13 protein-coding genes are annotated in these 15,633 nt (G+C 41.8%); 10 read left to right on the plus strand and 3 right to left on the minus strand.

All coding sequences use genetic code 11. The features are described from left to right. The first annotated feature begins 85 nt into the window (after positions 1 to 85). Both AC504W_RS06890 and mazG read left to right on the plus strand, forming a co-directional pair. Entirely contained in the window at positions 86 to 808 is a 723-nt protein-coding gene (locus tag AC504W_RS06890; RefSeq protein WP_494876966.1) for a DevA family ABC transporter ATP-binding protein, read from the plus strand. A gap of 201 nt (positions 809 to 1,009) precedes the next feature. Continuing rightward, the gene (gene mazG / locus AC504W_RS06895) at positions 1,010 to 1,834 is read left to right on the plus strand and encodes a nucleoside triphosphate pyrophosphohydrolase (protein WP_494876968.1); all 825 of its coding nucleotides are present in this window, start codon (positions 1,010 to 1,012) and stop codon (positions 1,832 to 1,834) included. Between the two features lie 11 nt (positions 1,835 to 1,845). Here mazG and AC504W_RS06900 read toward each other — a convergent pair whose 3' ends face one another. Beyond that, positions 1,846 to 3,315 (minus strand): aldehyde dehydrogenase family protein, encoded by a 1,470-nt coding sequence (locus tag AC504W_RS06900; protein WP_494876970.1) that lies wholly within the window; start codon positions 3,313 to 3,315, stop codon positions 1,846 to 1,848. A gap of 260 nt (positions 3,316 to 3,575) precedes the next feature. Here AC504W_RS06900 and AC504W_RS06905 point away from each other — a divergent pair, with 260 nt between their 5' ends. From AC504W_RS06905 to AC504W_RS06925, 5 genes are all read left to right on the plus strand, one after another. Beyond that, positions 3,576 to 4,418: an Rpn family recombination-promoting nuclease/putative transposase gene (locus AC504W_RS06905; RefSeq protein WP_494876972.1), complete on the plus strand. Its 843-nt coding sequence runs from the start codon at positions 3,576 to 3,578 to the stop codon at positions 4,416 to 4,418. Between the two features lie 4 nt (positions 4,419 to 4,422). After that, entirely contained in the window at positions 4,423 to 4,623 is a 201-nt protein-coding gene (locus tag AC504W_RS06910; RefSeq protein ID WP_494876973.1) for an Rpn/YhgA-type helix-turn-helix domain-containing protein, read from the plus strand. Positions 4,624 to 5,239: 616 nt separating this feature from the next. Further along, a complete protein-coding gene (locus AC504W_RS06915) occupies positions 5,240 to 9,226 on the plus strand; it encodes a magnesium chelatase subunit H (protein WP_494876974.1) in 3,987 nt (1,328 codons plus the stop codon). A gap of 118 nt (positions 9,227 to 9,344) precedes the next feature. Continuing rightward, entirely contained in the window at positions 9,345 to 11,918 is a 2,574-nt protein-coding gene (locus tag AC504W_RS06920; protein ID WP_494876976.1) for a caspase, EACC1-associated type, read from the plus strand. A gap of 159 nt (positions 11,919 to 12,077) precedes the next feature. Further along, the gene (locus AC504W_RS06925) at positions 12,078 to 12,251 is read left to right on the plus strand and encodes a type II toxin-antitoxin system HicA family toxin (protein WP_494876978.1); all 174 of its coding nucleotides are present in this window, start codon (positions 12,078 to 12,080) and stop codon (positions 12,249 to 12,251) included. Positions 12,252 to 12,265: 14 nt separating this feature from the next. On the opposite strand, the gene AC504W_RS06930 is transcribed toward AC504W_RS06925, so the two are convergent. Beyond that, a protein-coding gene (locus tag AC504W_RS06930) for an IS1 family transposase (protein ID WP_494873060.1) occupies positions 12,266 to 12,951 on the minus strand; the annotation gives its coding sequence in 2 pieces (ribosomal slippage) (positions 12,266 to 12,612 and positions 12,612 to 12,951; 687 coding nt in all). 29 nt (positions 12,952 to 12,980) lie between these two features. On the opposite strand from AC504W_RS06930, the gene AC504W_RS06935 reads away from it, so the two are divergent. The 3 genes from AC504W_RS06935 (at position 12,981) to AC504W_RS06945 (ending at position 14,882) form a co-directional block, all read left to right on the plus strand. After that, entirely contained in the window at positions 12,981 to 13,163 is a 183-nt protein-coding gene (locus tag AC504W_RS06935) for a hypothetical protein (protein WP_494876979.1), read from the plus strand. A 143-nt stretch (positions 13,164 to 13,306) separates the two neighbouring features. After that, positions 13,307 to 14,116 (plus strand): TPM domain-containing protein, encoded by an 810-nt coding sequence (locus AC504W_RS06940; protein WP_494876981.1) that lies wholly within the window; start codon positions 13,307 to 13,309, stop codon positions 14,114 to 14,116. Positions 14,117 to 14,252: 136 nt separating this feature from the next. Continuing rightward, positions 14,253 to 14,882 carry a precorrin-8X methylmutase gene (locus AC504W_RS06945; RefSeq protein WP_096582711.1) on the plus strand — a complete coding sequence of 210 codons (630 nt, stop codon included), beginning with the start codon at positions 14,253 to 14,255 and terminating at the stop codon, positions 14,880 to 14,882. A 65-nt stretch (positions 14,883 to 14,947) separates the two neighbouring features. On the opposite strand, the gene AC504W_RS06950 is transcribed toward AC504W_RS06945, so the two are convergent. After that, positions 14,948 to 15,631: a DUF8619 family protein gene (locus AC504W_RS06950; protein ID WP_494876982.1), complete on the minus strand. Its 684-nt coding sequence runs from the start codon at positions 15,629 to 15,631 to the stop codon at positions 14,948 to 14,950. Between the last annotated feature and the right edge of the window lie 2 nt (positions 15,632 to 15,633).

Below are 15,633 nucleotides of genomic sequence, written 5' to 3' on the forward strand. Positions count from 1 at the left end.
CAGAAGGCAGGAGGTAATGAAAATATAAATTTAGACAAAATTGGAGAATCTTCTTTGCGCCTTTGCGTGATCAAAAATCTTATTTATGGAAACTAATTATTCTTCCGAACCTGTCATATCTATTCAAAATCTTGACCATTACTTTGGTAAAGGTCAACTCCGCAAACAGGTTTTATTTAATATCAACCTCACCATTAATGCAGGTGAAATTATCATTATGACCGGGCCGTCTGGTTCCGGTAAAACTACATTATTAACCTTAGTAGGTGGCTTACGTTCTGCCCAGTCTGGTAGTTTACAAGTATTAGGTAGAGAACTTTGTGGTGCTAGTGCTAAACAACTCACCCAAGCACGACGTAGCAACGGTTATATTTTCCAAGCTCATAACTTACACGGTAGTTTAACAGCCGTTCAAAACGTGCGTATGGGTTTGGAATTACAACCAAGAATTTCACCTCAAGAAATGCTGGCACGTTCACAAGCTATGTTAGCCGCAGTTGGGTTAGAACAACGGCTAAATTACTATCCAGATAGCCTTTCAGGCGGACAAAAACAACGGGTAGCGATCGCGCGTGCATTAGTCAGTCAGCCTAAAATAGTGTTGGCAGACGAACCAACAGCCGCCCTTGATAAACAATCTGGGCGCGATGTCGTGGAGTTAATGCAATCACTTGCCAAAGAACAAGGTTGTACAATTTTGCTTGTCACCCACGACAACCGTATTTTAGATATTGCCGACCGGATTATTTACATGGAAGATGGTCATCTTGTGAGAGATGGCGTGAGTGCTGTAGCTATAGAGAAGTAATATGAAATCTTGTGTAAATTTCTCTCAAACCTAACCCCTAACCCCTTCCCTTGTAGGCAAGGGGAACAAGAATCAAAGCCTCTCTCCTGCCAGGGGAGAGGTTTGGAGAGGGGTTTTAAATCGCGTAATATCGCTTTCAGTTGAATACTTATCATGCTTTGCTTAAGGTAAAGAAGTATTTAGATGGCTGACAGGTGAGTTATGGAAATAAATCACGAAAATGCTGAAACATTGGCGGCGTTACAAGAATTAATTGATGTGGTGGCAAAATTGCGATCGCCTGATGGTGGTTGTCCTTGGGATTTGGTACAAACTCCCGAAACGTTGATACCATACGTGATTGAAGAAGCTTATGAAGTGGTAGATGCAATTCAAAGTGGTAATCAAGGCGCAATTTCTGAGGAATTAGGCGATTTGCTTTTACAAGTTGTCTTACAAACCCAAATCGCCAGCGAATACAAACAATTCAGCCTCAAAGAAGTAGCCCAAGGTATTTCGCAAAAACTCATTCGCCGCCATCCCCATGTATTTGGTGATGTGTCGGTGCAGAATATCGATGAAGTTCGGCAAAACTGGGAGCAAATCAAAGCAGCAGAAAAAGGTGAACCAACCCCAGAAAATCAACAACTGAGTGCCAAACTCAGCCGCTACGGGCGCACTTTGCCCCCAATGATGGCGGCAATGAAAATTTCGCATAAAGCAGCAGCAGTAGGCTTTGAGTGGGAAAACATTGATGGAGTTTGGGCAAAATTTCACGAAGAGTTAGGAGAGTTTCAGCAAGCTTTGGCAAAGGAAACACCAGAACGTCAGCAAGCAGAGTTAGGCGATTTATTATTTGCGGTGATTCAGTTAGCCCGTTGGTATAATCTTGATCCTAGCGCTGCTTTGCAAGGGACAAATCAGCGATTTGTGCAACGGTTACAAAAAATGGAGGCAGTGGTTGACCGCCCCCTTTCTGAATACAGTTTGGATGAGTTGGAGATGCTCTGGCAACAGGCAAAAGCCCAACTTGCCCAAGAGCTTTAATACATTTAAGTTTACAGTTTGATGGTAACAGTCTTAACTTCGGTGTATTGCTGTAAGCCATATTCACCTAGTTCGCGGCCGATGCCTGATTGCTTGAAACCACCAAAGGGCGCAGCAGCATCGAATACGTCGTAACAATTTACCCAGACTGTACCTGCTCGTAAATTATTAGCGATCGCATGGGCTTTAGTAATATCCTGAGTCCACACGGCAGCGGCGAGTCCGTACATAGTGTTATTTGCCCGCTTAATGACTTCGTTGATATCTTTGAACTTAATGATGCTCATCACCGGGCCAAAGATTTCTTCTTGGGCAATTTTCATGTCATCCCGGACATCAGCAAAGACTGTAGGGGCAATGAAGTAACCTTTGTCGCCTACTCTTTGTCCACCACAAAGCATCTGAGCGCCTTCCCGCATCCCAGATTCGATGTAACCCATGACTTTGTTAAATTGCTCTTGGTCTACTTGTGGCCCTTGATCTGTCTCGGAATCGAAAGGATCGCCGACAATTCGCTGTCTAGCTTTTTCGACACTTTTAGCAACAAATTCGTCGTAGCATTTTTCTTCAACAAACAGCCGCGAACCAGCGCAACAGCATTGACCTTGGTTAAAGAATAAAGCATCGTGAGAGCCTGCGATCGCAGCATCCATGTCTGCATCTGCAAACACAATATTCGGGCTTTTTCCCCCTAATTCCAGAGTCACGCGCTTGAGGTTACTTTTCGCAGCCGCTTCCATAATTAAGTGTCCAACTTCCGTAGAACCAGTGAAAGCGACTTTATCAATATCCATGTGGTGAGCGATCGCAGCCCCAGCAGTTGGGCCGTATCCTGATAATAAATTAACTACCCCAGGGGGAAAACCAGCTTCAATAATTAACTCTCCCACCCGCAATGCTGATAACGGTGTTTGTTCCGCTGTTTTCATCACTACAGTATTACCAGTAGCTAAAGCTGGTGCTAACTTCCACGCCTGCATCAGCAGTGGGAAATTCCACGGGATAATTTGACCAACTACCCCCACAGGTTCATGACGCGTGTAACAAAAATATGGCCCATTAATGGGGATGGTTTTACCTTGGACTTTATCAGCCCAACCTGCATAGTAGCGATAACAAGCAATAACTAAACCCAAATCTCCTAAAGAATTTTGTAATGGTTTGCCATTGTCTAAAGTTTCTAGTCGCGCTAACTCGTCAATATTCTGCTCAATTAAATCGGCTAACTTATAAAGCAACTCGCCGCGACGGGTAGCAGACATATTACGCCATTCCCCACGGTTAAAGGCGTTACGGGCTGCTTGCACTGCTTTATCGACATCTGGCGCATCTGCTTCTGCTACTTCGCAGATAGTTTCACCTGTAGTTGGATTAATCGTTACAAATCGGCGACTGCTGACACTATCTACCCACTCATTATTAATCAGCAGTTTGGTTGGGCCGATTTTGACCTGTTGCTTCGGTACTGTTGTTGTAACCATCAGGCCCTCCTTAAGCTTTTGGAGAAAAATTGGCTTAAATCTATTAATTATGTTGTCGGGAATACAGTACTATGGGCGATTTTCTTTATAAATCTTTTGATTGTCCGCTAAAGAATATAATGACACCGCGATCGCTCCAATCCCAATTTTCTACAGTTGTACTTGGAGAGAATGAGAATATCTACTAAATACATCAGTTAACAGTAAACATTTATATAAAAAACTACTGTATTCAGAGGGTACTGATAAAATTACAACCTATGTATGATAACGTCTGTAAGTTCCTTGCTGAATCATTTGCCAGTGACTTTGCAACTTGGCTGCTGAATGAACCAATTGCACTAACTCAACTAAGTCCATCGGAATTATCCCTCGAACCCATACGAGCAGATGCGCTAATTTTGTTACAGTCCGATGAAATTATTCTTCATCTGGAATTTCAAACCAGACCAAAAGCTGATATTCCCTTTCGTATGAGTGATTATCGCTTACGCGGGTATCGAAAATTTCCTCAGAAAAAAATGCGTCAGGTGGTAATTTATTTACAACCAAGTGATTCTGAGCTAGTTTATCAAACGGAATTTGTTTTAGAAAATAGCTGGCACAGATTTGATGTAATTCGACTGTGGGAACAGCCAACGGAAGTATTTTTCAATTACCCAGGTTTGCTACCGTTTGCAACTTTAAGCCAAACCGATGACCAAACGCGAACTTTACAAGAAGTAGCTCAAATTATTGAAGCGATCAATGACACCCGCATCCGTAGTAATCTTGCTGCATCAACAGCAGTGTTATCTGGATTAGTATTAAATAAGGACGTGATTAAAAGAATTTTGCGGAGTGATATTATGCGCGAATCTGTAATTTATCAAGATATTTTGCAAGAAGGGCTTAAAGAAGGCTTTGAACGGGGGATTGAACAGGGGATTGAACAGGGGATTGAACAGGGGATTGAACAGGGGATTGAACAAAAAGCTCAAGCTGTTGCCATCAAAATGATTAATAAGGGTATTAGTCTGGAAATAATTGTCGATGTCACAGGTTTAACTATTGAACAGGTGCAAAAATTACAGACTCAAACAGAAGACATTCAACTCCAGTAACCTTATGCGTGAATCGGTTATTGATCAAGAGATTTGGCAAGAATGGTATCAAGAAGGTTTTGCACTGGGTTATGAAATAGGTTTTAAACTAGGGTTAGAGCAAAAAACTCAGGAAATTGCCAGAAATATGCTAAGTAAAGGTATGGCGATCGCATTAATTATTCACTTTACTGGTTTAACTGTTGAGCAGGTGCAAAAATTATAGGCTCAGACAGAACATAGTCACATTTATTAGTGTTAAAAGCAAATCTGTGATTGATCAAGATATTGTGTAATCATGGCTGAAAGAAGAATTTAAGTCTGAAACTATAGCCTTTATTCTCTAATAATCTCCATTGTCTCTACACTCACCGTCCAGACTCGCAGCAATAAATCTATCACTTTTTCTTTATAATCGGCAAAGTTATAAGTATTCTTTTTGTATTATAAAAAACTTTAGTTTAACTATACAATCATCTAAATTCTTAATTATTTGTGATTTATTTATCTTATTATTACAGTATTTACACTTAAAAAATTGGCTTTGCAGTAAAGCCTGAACCATATTCAACACTCCCCAATCCCTAGTCCCTCTTAACCAATTTCTCAAAATATTAAGCTTTTGTTACATATTTTGAGTATTGGCTCTTATTATTTATTAACGTTTGTTAACAAAGTTTGCGATTTTTATATCAATTTGTGTCAGAAATCAGGCAAAATGCTCTCTGGGCAAGGTTTTTCTGATAAAAAACTCTTATTGCCGAATAAAAGAAGTAATTAGTGGCGTTATCAGCCATCAAAAACTTCTAGTCGAGAACACGCATCAAAGGAGCAGAGGAAGCATGTTCACCCACGTCAAGTCCACCATTAGACACATTGCGCCTGAAAACCTGCGCGGACGTAATTTAATTAAGGTGGTCTATGTCGTGCTTGAGTCCCAGTACCAGAGTGCATTGTCGCAAGCGGTTCGCACGATTAACGCGAACAGTCCGGATCTGGCGATTGAAATCAGCGGGTACTTAATAGAGGAACTTCGAGACCCTGAAAATTACGAAGAATTCCAACGGGATATACAAAGTGCCAATATTTTTATTGCCTCACTGATTTTTATCGAAGACTTAGCACAAAAAGTAGTAACAGCCGTAGAACCGTACCGCGATAATTTAGACGTTGCCGTTGTTTTCCCATCAATGCCAGAGGTAATGCGCCTAAATAAAATGGGCAGTTTTTCCTTGGCACAGTTGGGTCAATCAAAAAGTGCGATCGCACAATTCATGCGGAAACGCAAAGAAAAATCCGGTGCAGGATTCCAAGATGGAATGCTGAAACTTTTGCGGACACTGCCCCAAGTGCTGAAGTTCTTGCCAATGGACAAGGCACAGGACGCACGCAATTTTATGTTGAGTTTTCAGTATTGGCTAGGTGGTTCTCCAGAAAACTTGGAAAACTTCTTGCTGATGCTGGCTGACAAATATGTATTAAAAGGCGTAGACAAAAAAAGTTCTGCCTCTATTGAATATGAAGCACCAGTTGTCTACCCTGATATGGGCATTTGGCATCCTTTAGCCACAACCATGTATGAGGATGTCCGAGAATATCTCAATTGGTACACAGCCCGTCGAGATATCCCCCAAGATTTAAAAGATCCATTAGCCCCCTGTGTCGGATTAGTACTACAACGCACTCACCTAGTTACAGGTGATGATGCCCATTACGTGGCGATGGTTCAGGAGTTGGAATCACTAGGCGCACGGGTAGTACCTGTGTTTGCTGGTGGTTTGGATTTCTCCAAACCTGTGGATGCCTACTTCTACGAACCAACTACAAATACACCGTTAGTTGATGCAGTCATTTCCTTAACTGGTTTTGCGTTAGTTGGTGGCCCAGCTAGACAAGACCATCCCAAGGCAATTGACGCACTCAAACGCTTAAATCGCCCTTATATGGTGGCATTACCCTTGGTATTCCAAACCACCGAAGAATGGTTAGACAGCGATTTAGGCTTACATCCCATTCAAGTAGCTTTACAAATTGCGATTCCCGAATTAGATGGGGCAATCGAACCCATCATATTATCGGGTAGAGATGGCGCGACAGGAAAGGCGATCGCCCTCCAAGACCGCATCGAAGCCGTAGCCCAACGCGCCTTAAAGTGGGCAAATCTCCGCCGCAAACCTAAACTAGACAAAAAAGTTGCCATCACCGTTTTCAGCTTCCCTCCTGACAAAGGCAACGTAGGTACAGCCGCATACCTAGATGTATTCGGTTCCATCTACGAAGTGATGAAGGCACTGAGAAACAATGGCTATGACTTGCCAGAGTTACCAGAATCGGCTGAAGCTTTGATGCAGGAAGTCATCCACGATGCACAGGCACAGTACGCTAGCCCCGAACTCAACATTGCCTATAAGATGTCAGTCCCAGAATATGAAGAACTGACACCTTATTCCCAACGCCTAGAAGAAAACTGGGGGCCACCACCAGGAAACCTCAACAGCGATGGACAAAACTTGCTGATTTACGGTAAGCAATTCGGTAACGTCTTCATCGGTGTTCAACCTACCTTCGGTTACGAAGGCGACCCAATGCGGTTGTTGTTCTCCCGTTCCGCCAGCCCTCACCACGGCTTTGCAGCTTACTACACCTACCTAGAAAGAGTTTGGGGTGCCGATGCTGTACTGCACTTTGGTACACACGGTTCCTTGGAATTCATGCCGGGTAAGCAAATGGGGATGTCGGGTGAATGTTACCCCGATAACTTGATTGGGAATATTCCTAACCTGTACTATTACGCTGCCAACAACCCCAGCGAAGCCACAATTGCCAAGCGTCGCAGTTACGCCGAGACAATTTCTTACCTGACACCACCTGCTGAAAACGCTGGTTTATACAAAGGTTTGAAAGAACTCAGCGAGTTAATTGCTTCTTACCAAACCTTAAAAGATAGCGGTCGCGGTATCCCCATCGTTAACACGATTATGGATAAATGCCGCATCGTCAACCTGGATAAAGATATTAACTTGCCTGAAACCGATGCCAAAGATATGACACCCGAAGAACGGGATAATATTGTGGGCAGCGTCTACCGCAAGTTAATGGAAATTGAATCGAGGTTGTTACCTTGTGGTTTGCACGTCATTGGTAAACCGCCAACAGCTGAGGAAGCCGTTGCGACTCTGGTGAATATCGCCAGCTTAGACCGTCAAGAAGAAGAAATTCTCAGCTTACCCCGGATTATTGCCAATAGTTTAGGGCGAGATATTGACGAGATTTACCAAAATAGCGATCGCGGTATTTTAGAAGATGTCCAACTCTTACAAGAAATCACCCTAGCTACTCGCGCCGCTGTTGGGGCGTTAGTCCAAGAACAAACCGATGCTGAAGGAAGGGTTTCCCTAGTTTCCCGATTGAATTTCTTCAACATGGGCAAAAAGGAACCTTGGGTAGAAGCACTGCACAAAGCAGGTTATCCCAAAGTCGATGGTTCTGCTTTAAAACCCCTGTTCGAGTATTTAGAATTCTGCTTACAACAAGTTTGTGCAGACAACGAACTCGGCGCGTTACTCAAAGGTTTAGAAGGCGAATATATTCTTCCCGGCCCTGGTGGCGACCCCATCCGCAACCCAGATGTATTGCCTACTGGTAAGAACATTCACGCCCTCGACCCCCAATCGATTCCCACTGCGGCGGCTGTCCAATCAGCCAAAATTGTTGTTGATAGGCTATTGGCACGCAACAAAGCCGAAAACAACGGTAACTGGCCAGAAACCATCGCTTGTGTTCTCTGGGGAACCGATAACATTAAAACCTACGGCGAATCCCTAGCCCAAATCATGTGGATGGTGGGTGTGCGTCCGGTTCCCGATGCCTTGGGACGGGTAAACAAGTTGGAGTTAATACCCTTAGAAGAGTTGGGACGACCCAGAATCGACGTAGTGATTAACTGTTCTGGTGTATTCCGCGACTTGTTCATCAACCAGATGAACCTCCTAGACCAAGGGGTGAAGATGGCGGCGGAAGCGGATGAACCATTAGAAATGAACTTTGTTCGCAAACACGCCATGCAGCAAGCTGAAGAAATGGGAATTAATCTGCGTCAAGCAGCAACCCGCGTCTTCTCTAACGCTTCTGGTTCCTACTCGTCAAATATCAACTTGGCAGTAGAAAACAGCACTTGGGATAGCGAAGCCGAATTACAGGAAATGTACCTCAAGCGCAAGTCATTCTCCTTCAATTCCGATAACCCCGGAATGATGGACGAATCTCGGCAGATTTTTGAAAGCACCTTGAAAACTGCTGATGCGACTTTCCAAAATTTGGATTCCTCCGAGATTAGCTTGACAGACGTTTCCCACTACTTTGACTCAGACCCCACCAAGCTGGTAGCAAGTCTGCGTGGTGATGGTAAAAAACCTTCATCCTACATTGCAGACACCACCACAGCCAACGCCCAAGTCCGCACATTATCGGAAACCGTGCGCTTAGATGCTCGTACCAAATTGTTAAATCCCAAGTGGTATGAAGGTATGCTGTCTCACGGTTACGAAGGTGTGCGCGAACTCTCCAAACGGTTGGTAAACACAATGGGTTGGAGTGCAACAGCTGGTGCAGTTGACAACTGGATTTACGAAGATACCAACGAAACCTTCATCAAAGATGAAGAAATGCAGAAACGTTTGATGAACCTCAACCCCCATTCTTTCCGCAAGATGGTTTCCACTTTGTTGGAAGTGAATGGTCGCGGTTATTGGGAAACTAGCGAGGAGAATTTAGACCGCCTCCGCGAGTTGTACCAAGAAGTTGAAGACCGAATTGAGGGGATTGAGTAGATTGGATTAGTAAGTATTTTTCTAATCTTTAAAACTGATATTATATACATCGGAGCCACCAAAGGCTCCTTTTTTTGGTTGAAATTTCTAGGAAAATTACTCTAATAAGATATCCCGAATGACTAAGGTGGCATTACTGATTGGAGTAAGTGAGTACGGTGAAGGTATCCCCTCCCTCTCAGCAGCACTCAATGATGTGGAAGCTATGCAGCGAGTTTTGCAAAACCCCAACCTGGGAGGTTTTGAGCAAGTTGAAAAGCTGCTAAATCCCGATGCAGTTGAAATGCGAAAAGCAATTCACAAGCTGTTTAGAGAAGCTGCAAAAGACGACTTAGTATTATTCTTTTTCTCTGGTCATGGTATTACTAATGATGACGCTCATCTCTATTTAGCAACTCGAAACACTTCTAAAGATGATTTTGAAGCCACTGCTGTAGACGCAAATTTTATCCAAGGACAATCCAATAATTGCTATGCTAAACGGCAAGTTTTGATTCTAGATGCTTGCTACAGTGGTGCGATAGCTCGAAGTTGGCGAACGAAAAGTGTTGGTATCGATATCAAAAAGCAGTTAGGCGCTGAAGGGCGAGTTGTTCTCACTTCTTCTAGTGCGACTCAACTATCTTTTGAACAAGAAGGTTCAATACTGTCACTCTACACTCAATATTTAGTTGAGGGAATTGAAACTGGCGCAGCAGACACAGACAACGATGGAAATATTTATATATTTGAACTGCACAATTACGCTAAGGCAAAAGTTCAAGAAGTACAGCCTAACATTACACCACAGATTGTTGTTGATAAGGAAGGATATAACATCCTTATAGCTAAAGCACCAATTAAAGAAAGAAATGTAATCAACCTTATTACAGAAGATGGTTCAAGATTAACTACAGAAGATGGCTTGGAACTAATTACGGAAGATAGTTCAATAGATACTGCTCAGATACCTACTATAAATCCTAATATCAATCAAACTGAAAAGGTTCTCAAGCTTTATCAAATTGGTAAACTTAGGGGCGCAGGAAATGATGTAGTTGCTGATAATGATTATCTTGGTTTTCATCATTATGTTAAAGCCTTTACTGACCTCATTGAATCACCCTATACCAAGCCTCCTTTAACTATTGGCATCTTTGGATCGTGGGGTATGGGCAAGTCGTTTTTACTTGACCACATTACTAGAGAACTACAGAAACGTCAGGAAAAGCGTTGCAAAACTCAAGAACTGCAAACTAATACACCTATACCATTTGTTCATATTGTCAAGTTCAATGCTTGGGAATATAGTGCAGCAAAACACATTTGGCCAGGGCTTGTGCGGAAAATAATGAATCAATTAGAAAAAGAGCTTTACTGGGGTTTCCCTGGACTATTTGGAAAGAAGTTTTTACTCAACTTGAAACGTGAGTTTGAAGATAATAAAAGTAAAATAATTTTATTTTTCGCTATATTATCAGGATTTTTAGTTTTAAATATTTTTAAGTTTAAACTTAATTTTCAGCTAATTTGGGGCGCGTTATTAGCATTAGGAGCCACTGGATTATTCAAGCTTGTAGCTGATACATTATCTAAACCTCTTAGTCAGTGGATTGAAGCTGTATTAAAAGGAACTGACTATGGGAAACAGATTAATTATATGGAAGAAATTCATTCTGATCTAGAATTACTTGCACGGAGACTGAAAAATAATAATGGTAGAGTCTTAATAATCATAGATGATTTAGATCGATGTGAACCACAGAAAGCTGTTGAAGTTTTACAAGCTGTAAATTTACTTCTTAACTTTAAGAGCTTTATTGTGTGTCTGGGTATTGATGCTCGTATTATTACACGGGCAGTAGAAAAACATTATAGCAATGTGTTAGGTGTAGCAGGAGCTTCTGGCTATGAATATCTAGACAAAATTGTACAAATACCATTCCGCATTCCAGAACCTAACCCAGACGAAATTAAATTGTTCATTTCAGAACAATTAGGAAATCCTCAAAAACCATCAGTTTCTAACAATTCTTTACCCAATACCTCTGTTCAAACTGTACAAACTCCAGATAGTGGTACAATCAATGACTCACAGTTTGATATAAACACTACTCAGCCCCAGGCTTTAAAAACCGAAGATGAAATTGTTAAAAATCCCATAGTGAAACCTGATGAACAACCTTCTTTAGAAGCATTTAGCTATGATGAACTAGAAGCATTCCAGCATTTTGTCCGATACCTAAGACCAAACCCTCGCCATTTAAAAAGATTGATTAATGTCTATCGTCTTGTTCGTACTTTAGCAGAATATAGGGGAGAAGAGTTCATATTAAATAATCCTTTTGCAACTATTCGCTGGTTGGTAGTATGTGGACAATGGCCATACACTACTTATGCAATGTTGTATTACTTTGGTGAAATGTTAGAGCGTATTGAAGAAAGCAAAATGCAGTCATTACCAGAAGATGTTGACCCCTTAGACTATCTTCACAAAGAGATTATTGCACAATTCCGAAAAAATAGCAGTGCATTATTGAAGCAGAGGAAATTAGACCATGATCCAGATTTATTAAGGATGCTATTGCAACGGGAAGAAGGTCGGTTAACTTGGGATGAATTAGATAAGCTTCGTCAGTATACGGTTAATTTTAACCCAGCAGTCGAAGCTACTCTTAAAGCAGAGGTTCCTGTATCTCTCCCAATAGATTAATAGAGGATATGTGATTGCATTTGGGAATGTGGAGTGTGATCGCTAATCCTGATAAACAGGCGATCGCTTTAGTATTGTATAAAGGGTGATTACTCATCCTGACAAACAGATGATCGCTCACAATGCAATCATATAATCAGCGATCGCTTATGCTAAATCATGAGTCAAGCAGATAAACTACTGGCTAAGATATTATCAGGAACATCAGACAAAAACATTGCCTTTGAGCAGTTGTGCCAACTACTAATTAAACTAGGGTTTGATGAGCGCATTCGCGGTAGCCATCATATATATACAAAAGATGGTATAGAAGAAATCGGCGTTGCTGAATGAAGGGATGAATCGATTTATGTAGGTACAGTTTGATACTTCAAATAATGAAGTAATAATTTAACCGAGTATCTCAGCATTTCTTCTGTCTTGGAATAGCATAAAGTTTTTCGGTGAAGGCGTGCTAAATAATGTCTAAGCCTAGTGTTTTCATTTTCAACTCGTGTCATATATGTTTTACTGACAATTTGGTCTCCATCTGGAATAAAGCTTGGGTAAACTTTCCAGCCATCTGTCACATAAAAATAGCTTTTCCATTGTTTAGCAATTTTCCACAATGGCTCAAAAGTTTCGGCACTATGGTCTCCCAAAACCCAGGCTAAAATACCTTGAGTAAAGTGATTTACTGCTGTCCATAACCAAATTTTGTTTTTTTTGAACCAACAAATGTCTCTAATTCATCAAGTTCTCCAACTTCTGGAATTACATCTTCTTTCGGTACGTCCGGAAGTTTCTCTCCCAATTGTTTGACCCAATAAATAATAGTAGTATGATGTACTCCTTTGACTCGTTCAATCCCACGAAAACCCATACCGTTAAGGTACATTTTTAAGCATTCTTGTTTCAATTCCTCAGAATATCCTTTTGGTGGCTCGTACAAATCAATAAATTGGCGAGCGCATGATACGCAAATGTGATTTTGTTTACTTCTTCGCTTTCCGTTCTTACGAATTTTCGTAGATCCGCAGTATGGACATTGCACAGTAGATACCCTCAAGTCATCCCTCTATTATGCAACGCCGATGGAAAGTGCGATCGCTGTTTGGGAATGTAGAGAATAGGAGATCGCCTACAGTCGTCTGCAATGTGATTTTGCTGGACTGGGTAAACAATAAATCTGAATTTCAGCATTACAAAGCACTAAACCGAGAAACAGCGATCGCTATCATGGTCTTAATGGTTATTGGGCGATAGGCCACAAATCTCTCACACTCAATACTTTTCTTAGACCCTAATATTAGAGTAAAGTAAACAAGTGTAAAGAAGTATCACTTTTCTCTCCTACTTTTTAAAACAACTTGTTCACTTTTACTGTTTATATTTGTATAAGAGCATCCATGCAGTCTTGTTTTTGGCGACGAATTCTCGTATCTATTGCAATATTTTTCGTGGCTGGGTCAATTTGGGTAGCCAATCCTTCCGCAGCACTAGCCTATGACAACCCTGACTTGTTACCTAATTTCCAAACTCCAGTTATTGATTTGGCAAAAACTCTCACTGACATTCAAGAAGACAAGCTAGTTTCCGATTTAAAGCAATTTGAAACCGAAACTGGCTGGAAACTGCGAGTATTGACACAGTACGATCGCACTCCTGGCCGAGCAGTGATCAATTATTGGGGTTTAGATGACAAAAGTATCCTGCTCGTTGCTGACTCTCGTGGCGGGAATATTCTCAGCTTTAGCGTTGGTGATGCAGTTTACGAACTTTTACCCCGTACATTTTGGATAGAACTACAAACTCGCTTTGGTAACTTGTACTTTGTGCGAGAACAAGGTGAAGACCAATCAATTTTACAAGCCTTAGACTCAGTTAAAGGCTGCTTAATCAAAGGCGGTTGTAATGTTGTACCGGGACTCCCCAGAGAACAATGGATTCTCACCCTAGTTACCTCCGTCATTGGCGGGATAATTTGTGGATTTGCCGCCCAACCCCGCAACGACAAACAAATTGTGGCTTGGCAATGGGCATTAATTTTCTCTCCTTTATGGGGAATGTTATTCATAGCCTTTGGTATTGGGCCAGTAGTGACTCGCACTAGTGATTGGCTACCGTTAGTTCGGAATATTTCTGGCTTTTTTATCGGTGCTTTAGTTGCTTATCTGTCTCCTGTTTTCAGTCGTCCTTCTTCTAGTCCTGAGTTGTGATTGCTGAGTCTTTAGTCAAGAGTCAACAGTCCAGAGTAAAAACCATTGACTTTTGACCATTGACTTTTGACCTCAAATGACTCAGCACTCACTGAAGCTGATAAGCTGAAAGCTGGTATATCAGCGCTGAATAGTGATGGAATGGCACGTAACTGATGCTCAAAGTTTAGCAATCATTGATAGTGAAATTGGCGATCATGCCTTTTCACCCGCAGAGTATGAAATTGTGCGGCGGGTAATATACGCCACAGCCGACTTTGAATATAAGTCTTTAATCCGCTTTTCGGAACATGCTTTGCAAGCTGGTGCAGCGGCGTTAGCAGCACGCACCACAATCGTAGTAGATGTGCCAATGGTACAAGTAGGTATCGCTTACGACATCCAGAACACGTTCGCTAACCCAGTCTATTGCAGTATGGAAACTGTCACACGCCCTCAAAAGGAAAAAACTTTAGCAGCGTGGGGAATTGAAACCCTAGCCAAGCGTTATCCAGAGGGGATTTTTGTTGTTGGTCAGGCACAAACCGCATTAACAGCACTGGTGGATTTGATTGAAGCTGAAGAAATTCTGCCAGCTTTAATAATTGCTACTCCAGTGGGATTTGTGGATGTGGATACTGCTAAAAGCCGACTGCAAGACTCATTAGTTCCTTGTATTACAATTGAAAGTCGCAAAGGCAATGCTGTTGTAGCGGCTGCGGTTGTTGATGGATTAGTAGATCTGGCTTGGCAAGCTTATGGGCAGAATGCGAATCGGCAAAGCTAGGAAAAGTTAAAAGTAAAAATGCAAAAGGCAAAAGTAACACTTTTAACTTTTGAATTTTAACTTTTTTAATCTTCATATTTTCGCCGACGGCGTGGTCTGTCATTTTGTCCTTCCCGTAAGCGGCGACTGACTTCAGAAAAGAAGTCTCTGCGGAGATAGGGATAATCGTTTACCCAGATATCACGGTTGGGAATGTAAACATCGCTGAAATCTTCAATGGTGCTTAAATCTGGACGATTTGACATAACGATCATTTCAGCGATTTGACCACGGGCGATCGCTTTATGAAAAGGCCGTAGTGGTGCATCTAACTCGACGCTGAATCCAGTATCGTCGCCAACTTCTAAATTTATCCGTTTTTCTCGATTTTCAACAATTACTAACTCTCCTTTGCTGTTGACAGTTTCTTGTTTACCCATCAATTTGTCTGTAATCCACCAATCTATAATTCGCCCCCGAAAAAAGCCGCAGTACTTATAACGCCGGCATTTTGCATTCCGAATACTTGCCTGAAATACGGGGTACCACAGCCAAAACATTGCCCCAAGTACACCCAAAAAAAACAGGATGGGGCCAAAATCCAGCCCAAATAGAGCTTTTACTAGTAAAATCACAACTACAGAAACTACAGAAACTAATAGTCGCTGTAAAAAATTAGAAAATTTCCCCCAATAGTACTTGTACTGCTGACCAGTAGCAATGAGGGGGATAACTTGTTCAAATTTCTGGCGAGTCAGTGGGACAAGCATGG

It is taken from the genome of Nostoc sp. C96, assembly GCF_059384975.1.

Bases quoted from the DNA above. Each gene is read 5' to 3' on its own strand.
- AC504W_RS06890 (WP_494876966.1), top strand. From the start codon at position 86: ATGGAAACTAATTATTCTTCCGAACCTGTCATATCTATTCAAAATCTT.
- mazG (WP_494876968.1), top strand. From the start codon at position 1,010: ATGGAAATAAATCACGAAAATGCTGAAACATTGGCGGCGTTACAAGAA.
- AC504W_RS06900 (WP_494876970.1), bottom strand. From the start codon at position 3,315: ATGGTTACAACAACAGTACCGAAGCAACAGGTCAAAATCGGCCCAACC.
- AC504W_RS06905 (WP_494876972.1), top strand. From the start codon at position 3,576: ATGTATGATAACGTCTGTAAGTTCCTTGCTGAATCATTTGCCAGTGAC.
- AC504W_RS06910 (WP_494876973.1), top strand. From the start codon at position 4,423: ATGCGTGAATCGGTTATTGATCAAGAGATTTGGCAAGAATGGTATCAA.
- AC504W_RS06915 (WP_494876974.1), top strand. From the start codon at position 5,240: ATGTTCACCCACGTCAAGTCCACCATTAGACACATTGCGCCTGAAAAC.
- AC504W_RS06920 (WP_494876976.1), top strand. From the start codon at position 9,345: ATGACTAAGGTGGCATTACTGATTGGAGTAAGTGAGTACGGTGAAGGT.
- AC504W_RS06925 (WP_494876978.1), top strand. From the start codon at position 12,078: ATGAGTCAAGCAGATAAACTACTGGCTAAGATATTATCAGGAACATCA.
- AC504W_RS06935 (WP_494876979.1), top strand. From the start codon at position 12,981: ATGCAACGCCGATGGAAAGTGCGATCGCTGTTTGGGAATGTAGAGAAT.
- AC504W_RS06940 (WP_494876981.1), top strand. From the start codon at position 13,307: ATGCAGTCTTGTTTTTGGCGACGAATTCTCGTATCTATTGCAATATTT.
- AC504W_RS06945 (WP_096582711.1), top strand. From the start codon at position 14,253: ATGGAATGGCACGTAACTGATGCTCAAAGTTTAGCAATCATTGATAGT.
- AC504W_RS06950 (WP_494876982.1), bottom strand. From the start codon at position 15,631: ATGCTTGTCCCACTGACTCGCCAGAAATTTGAACAAGTTATCCCCCTC.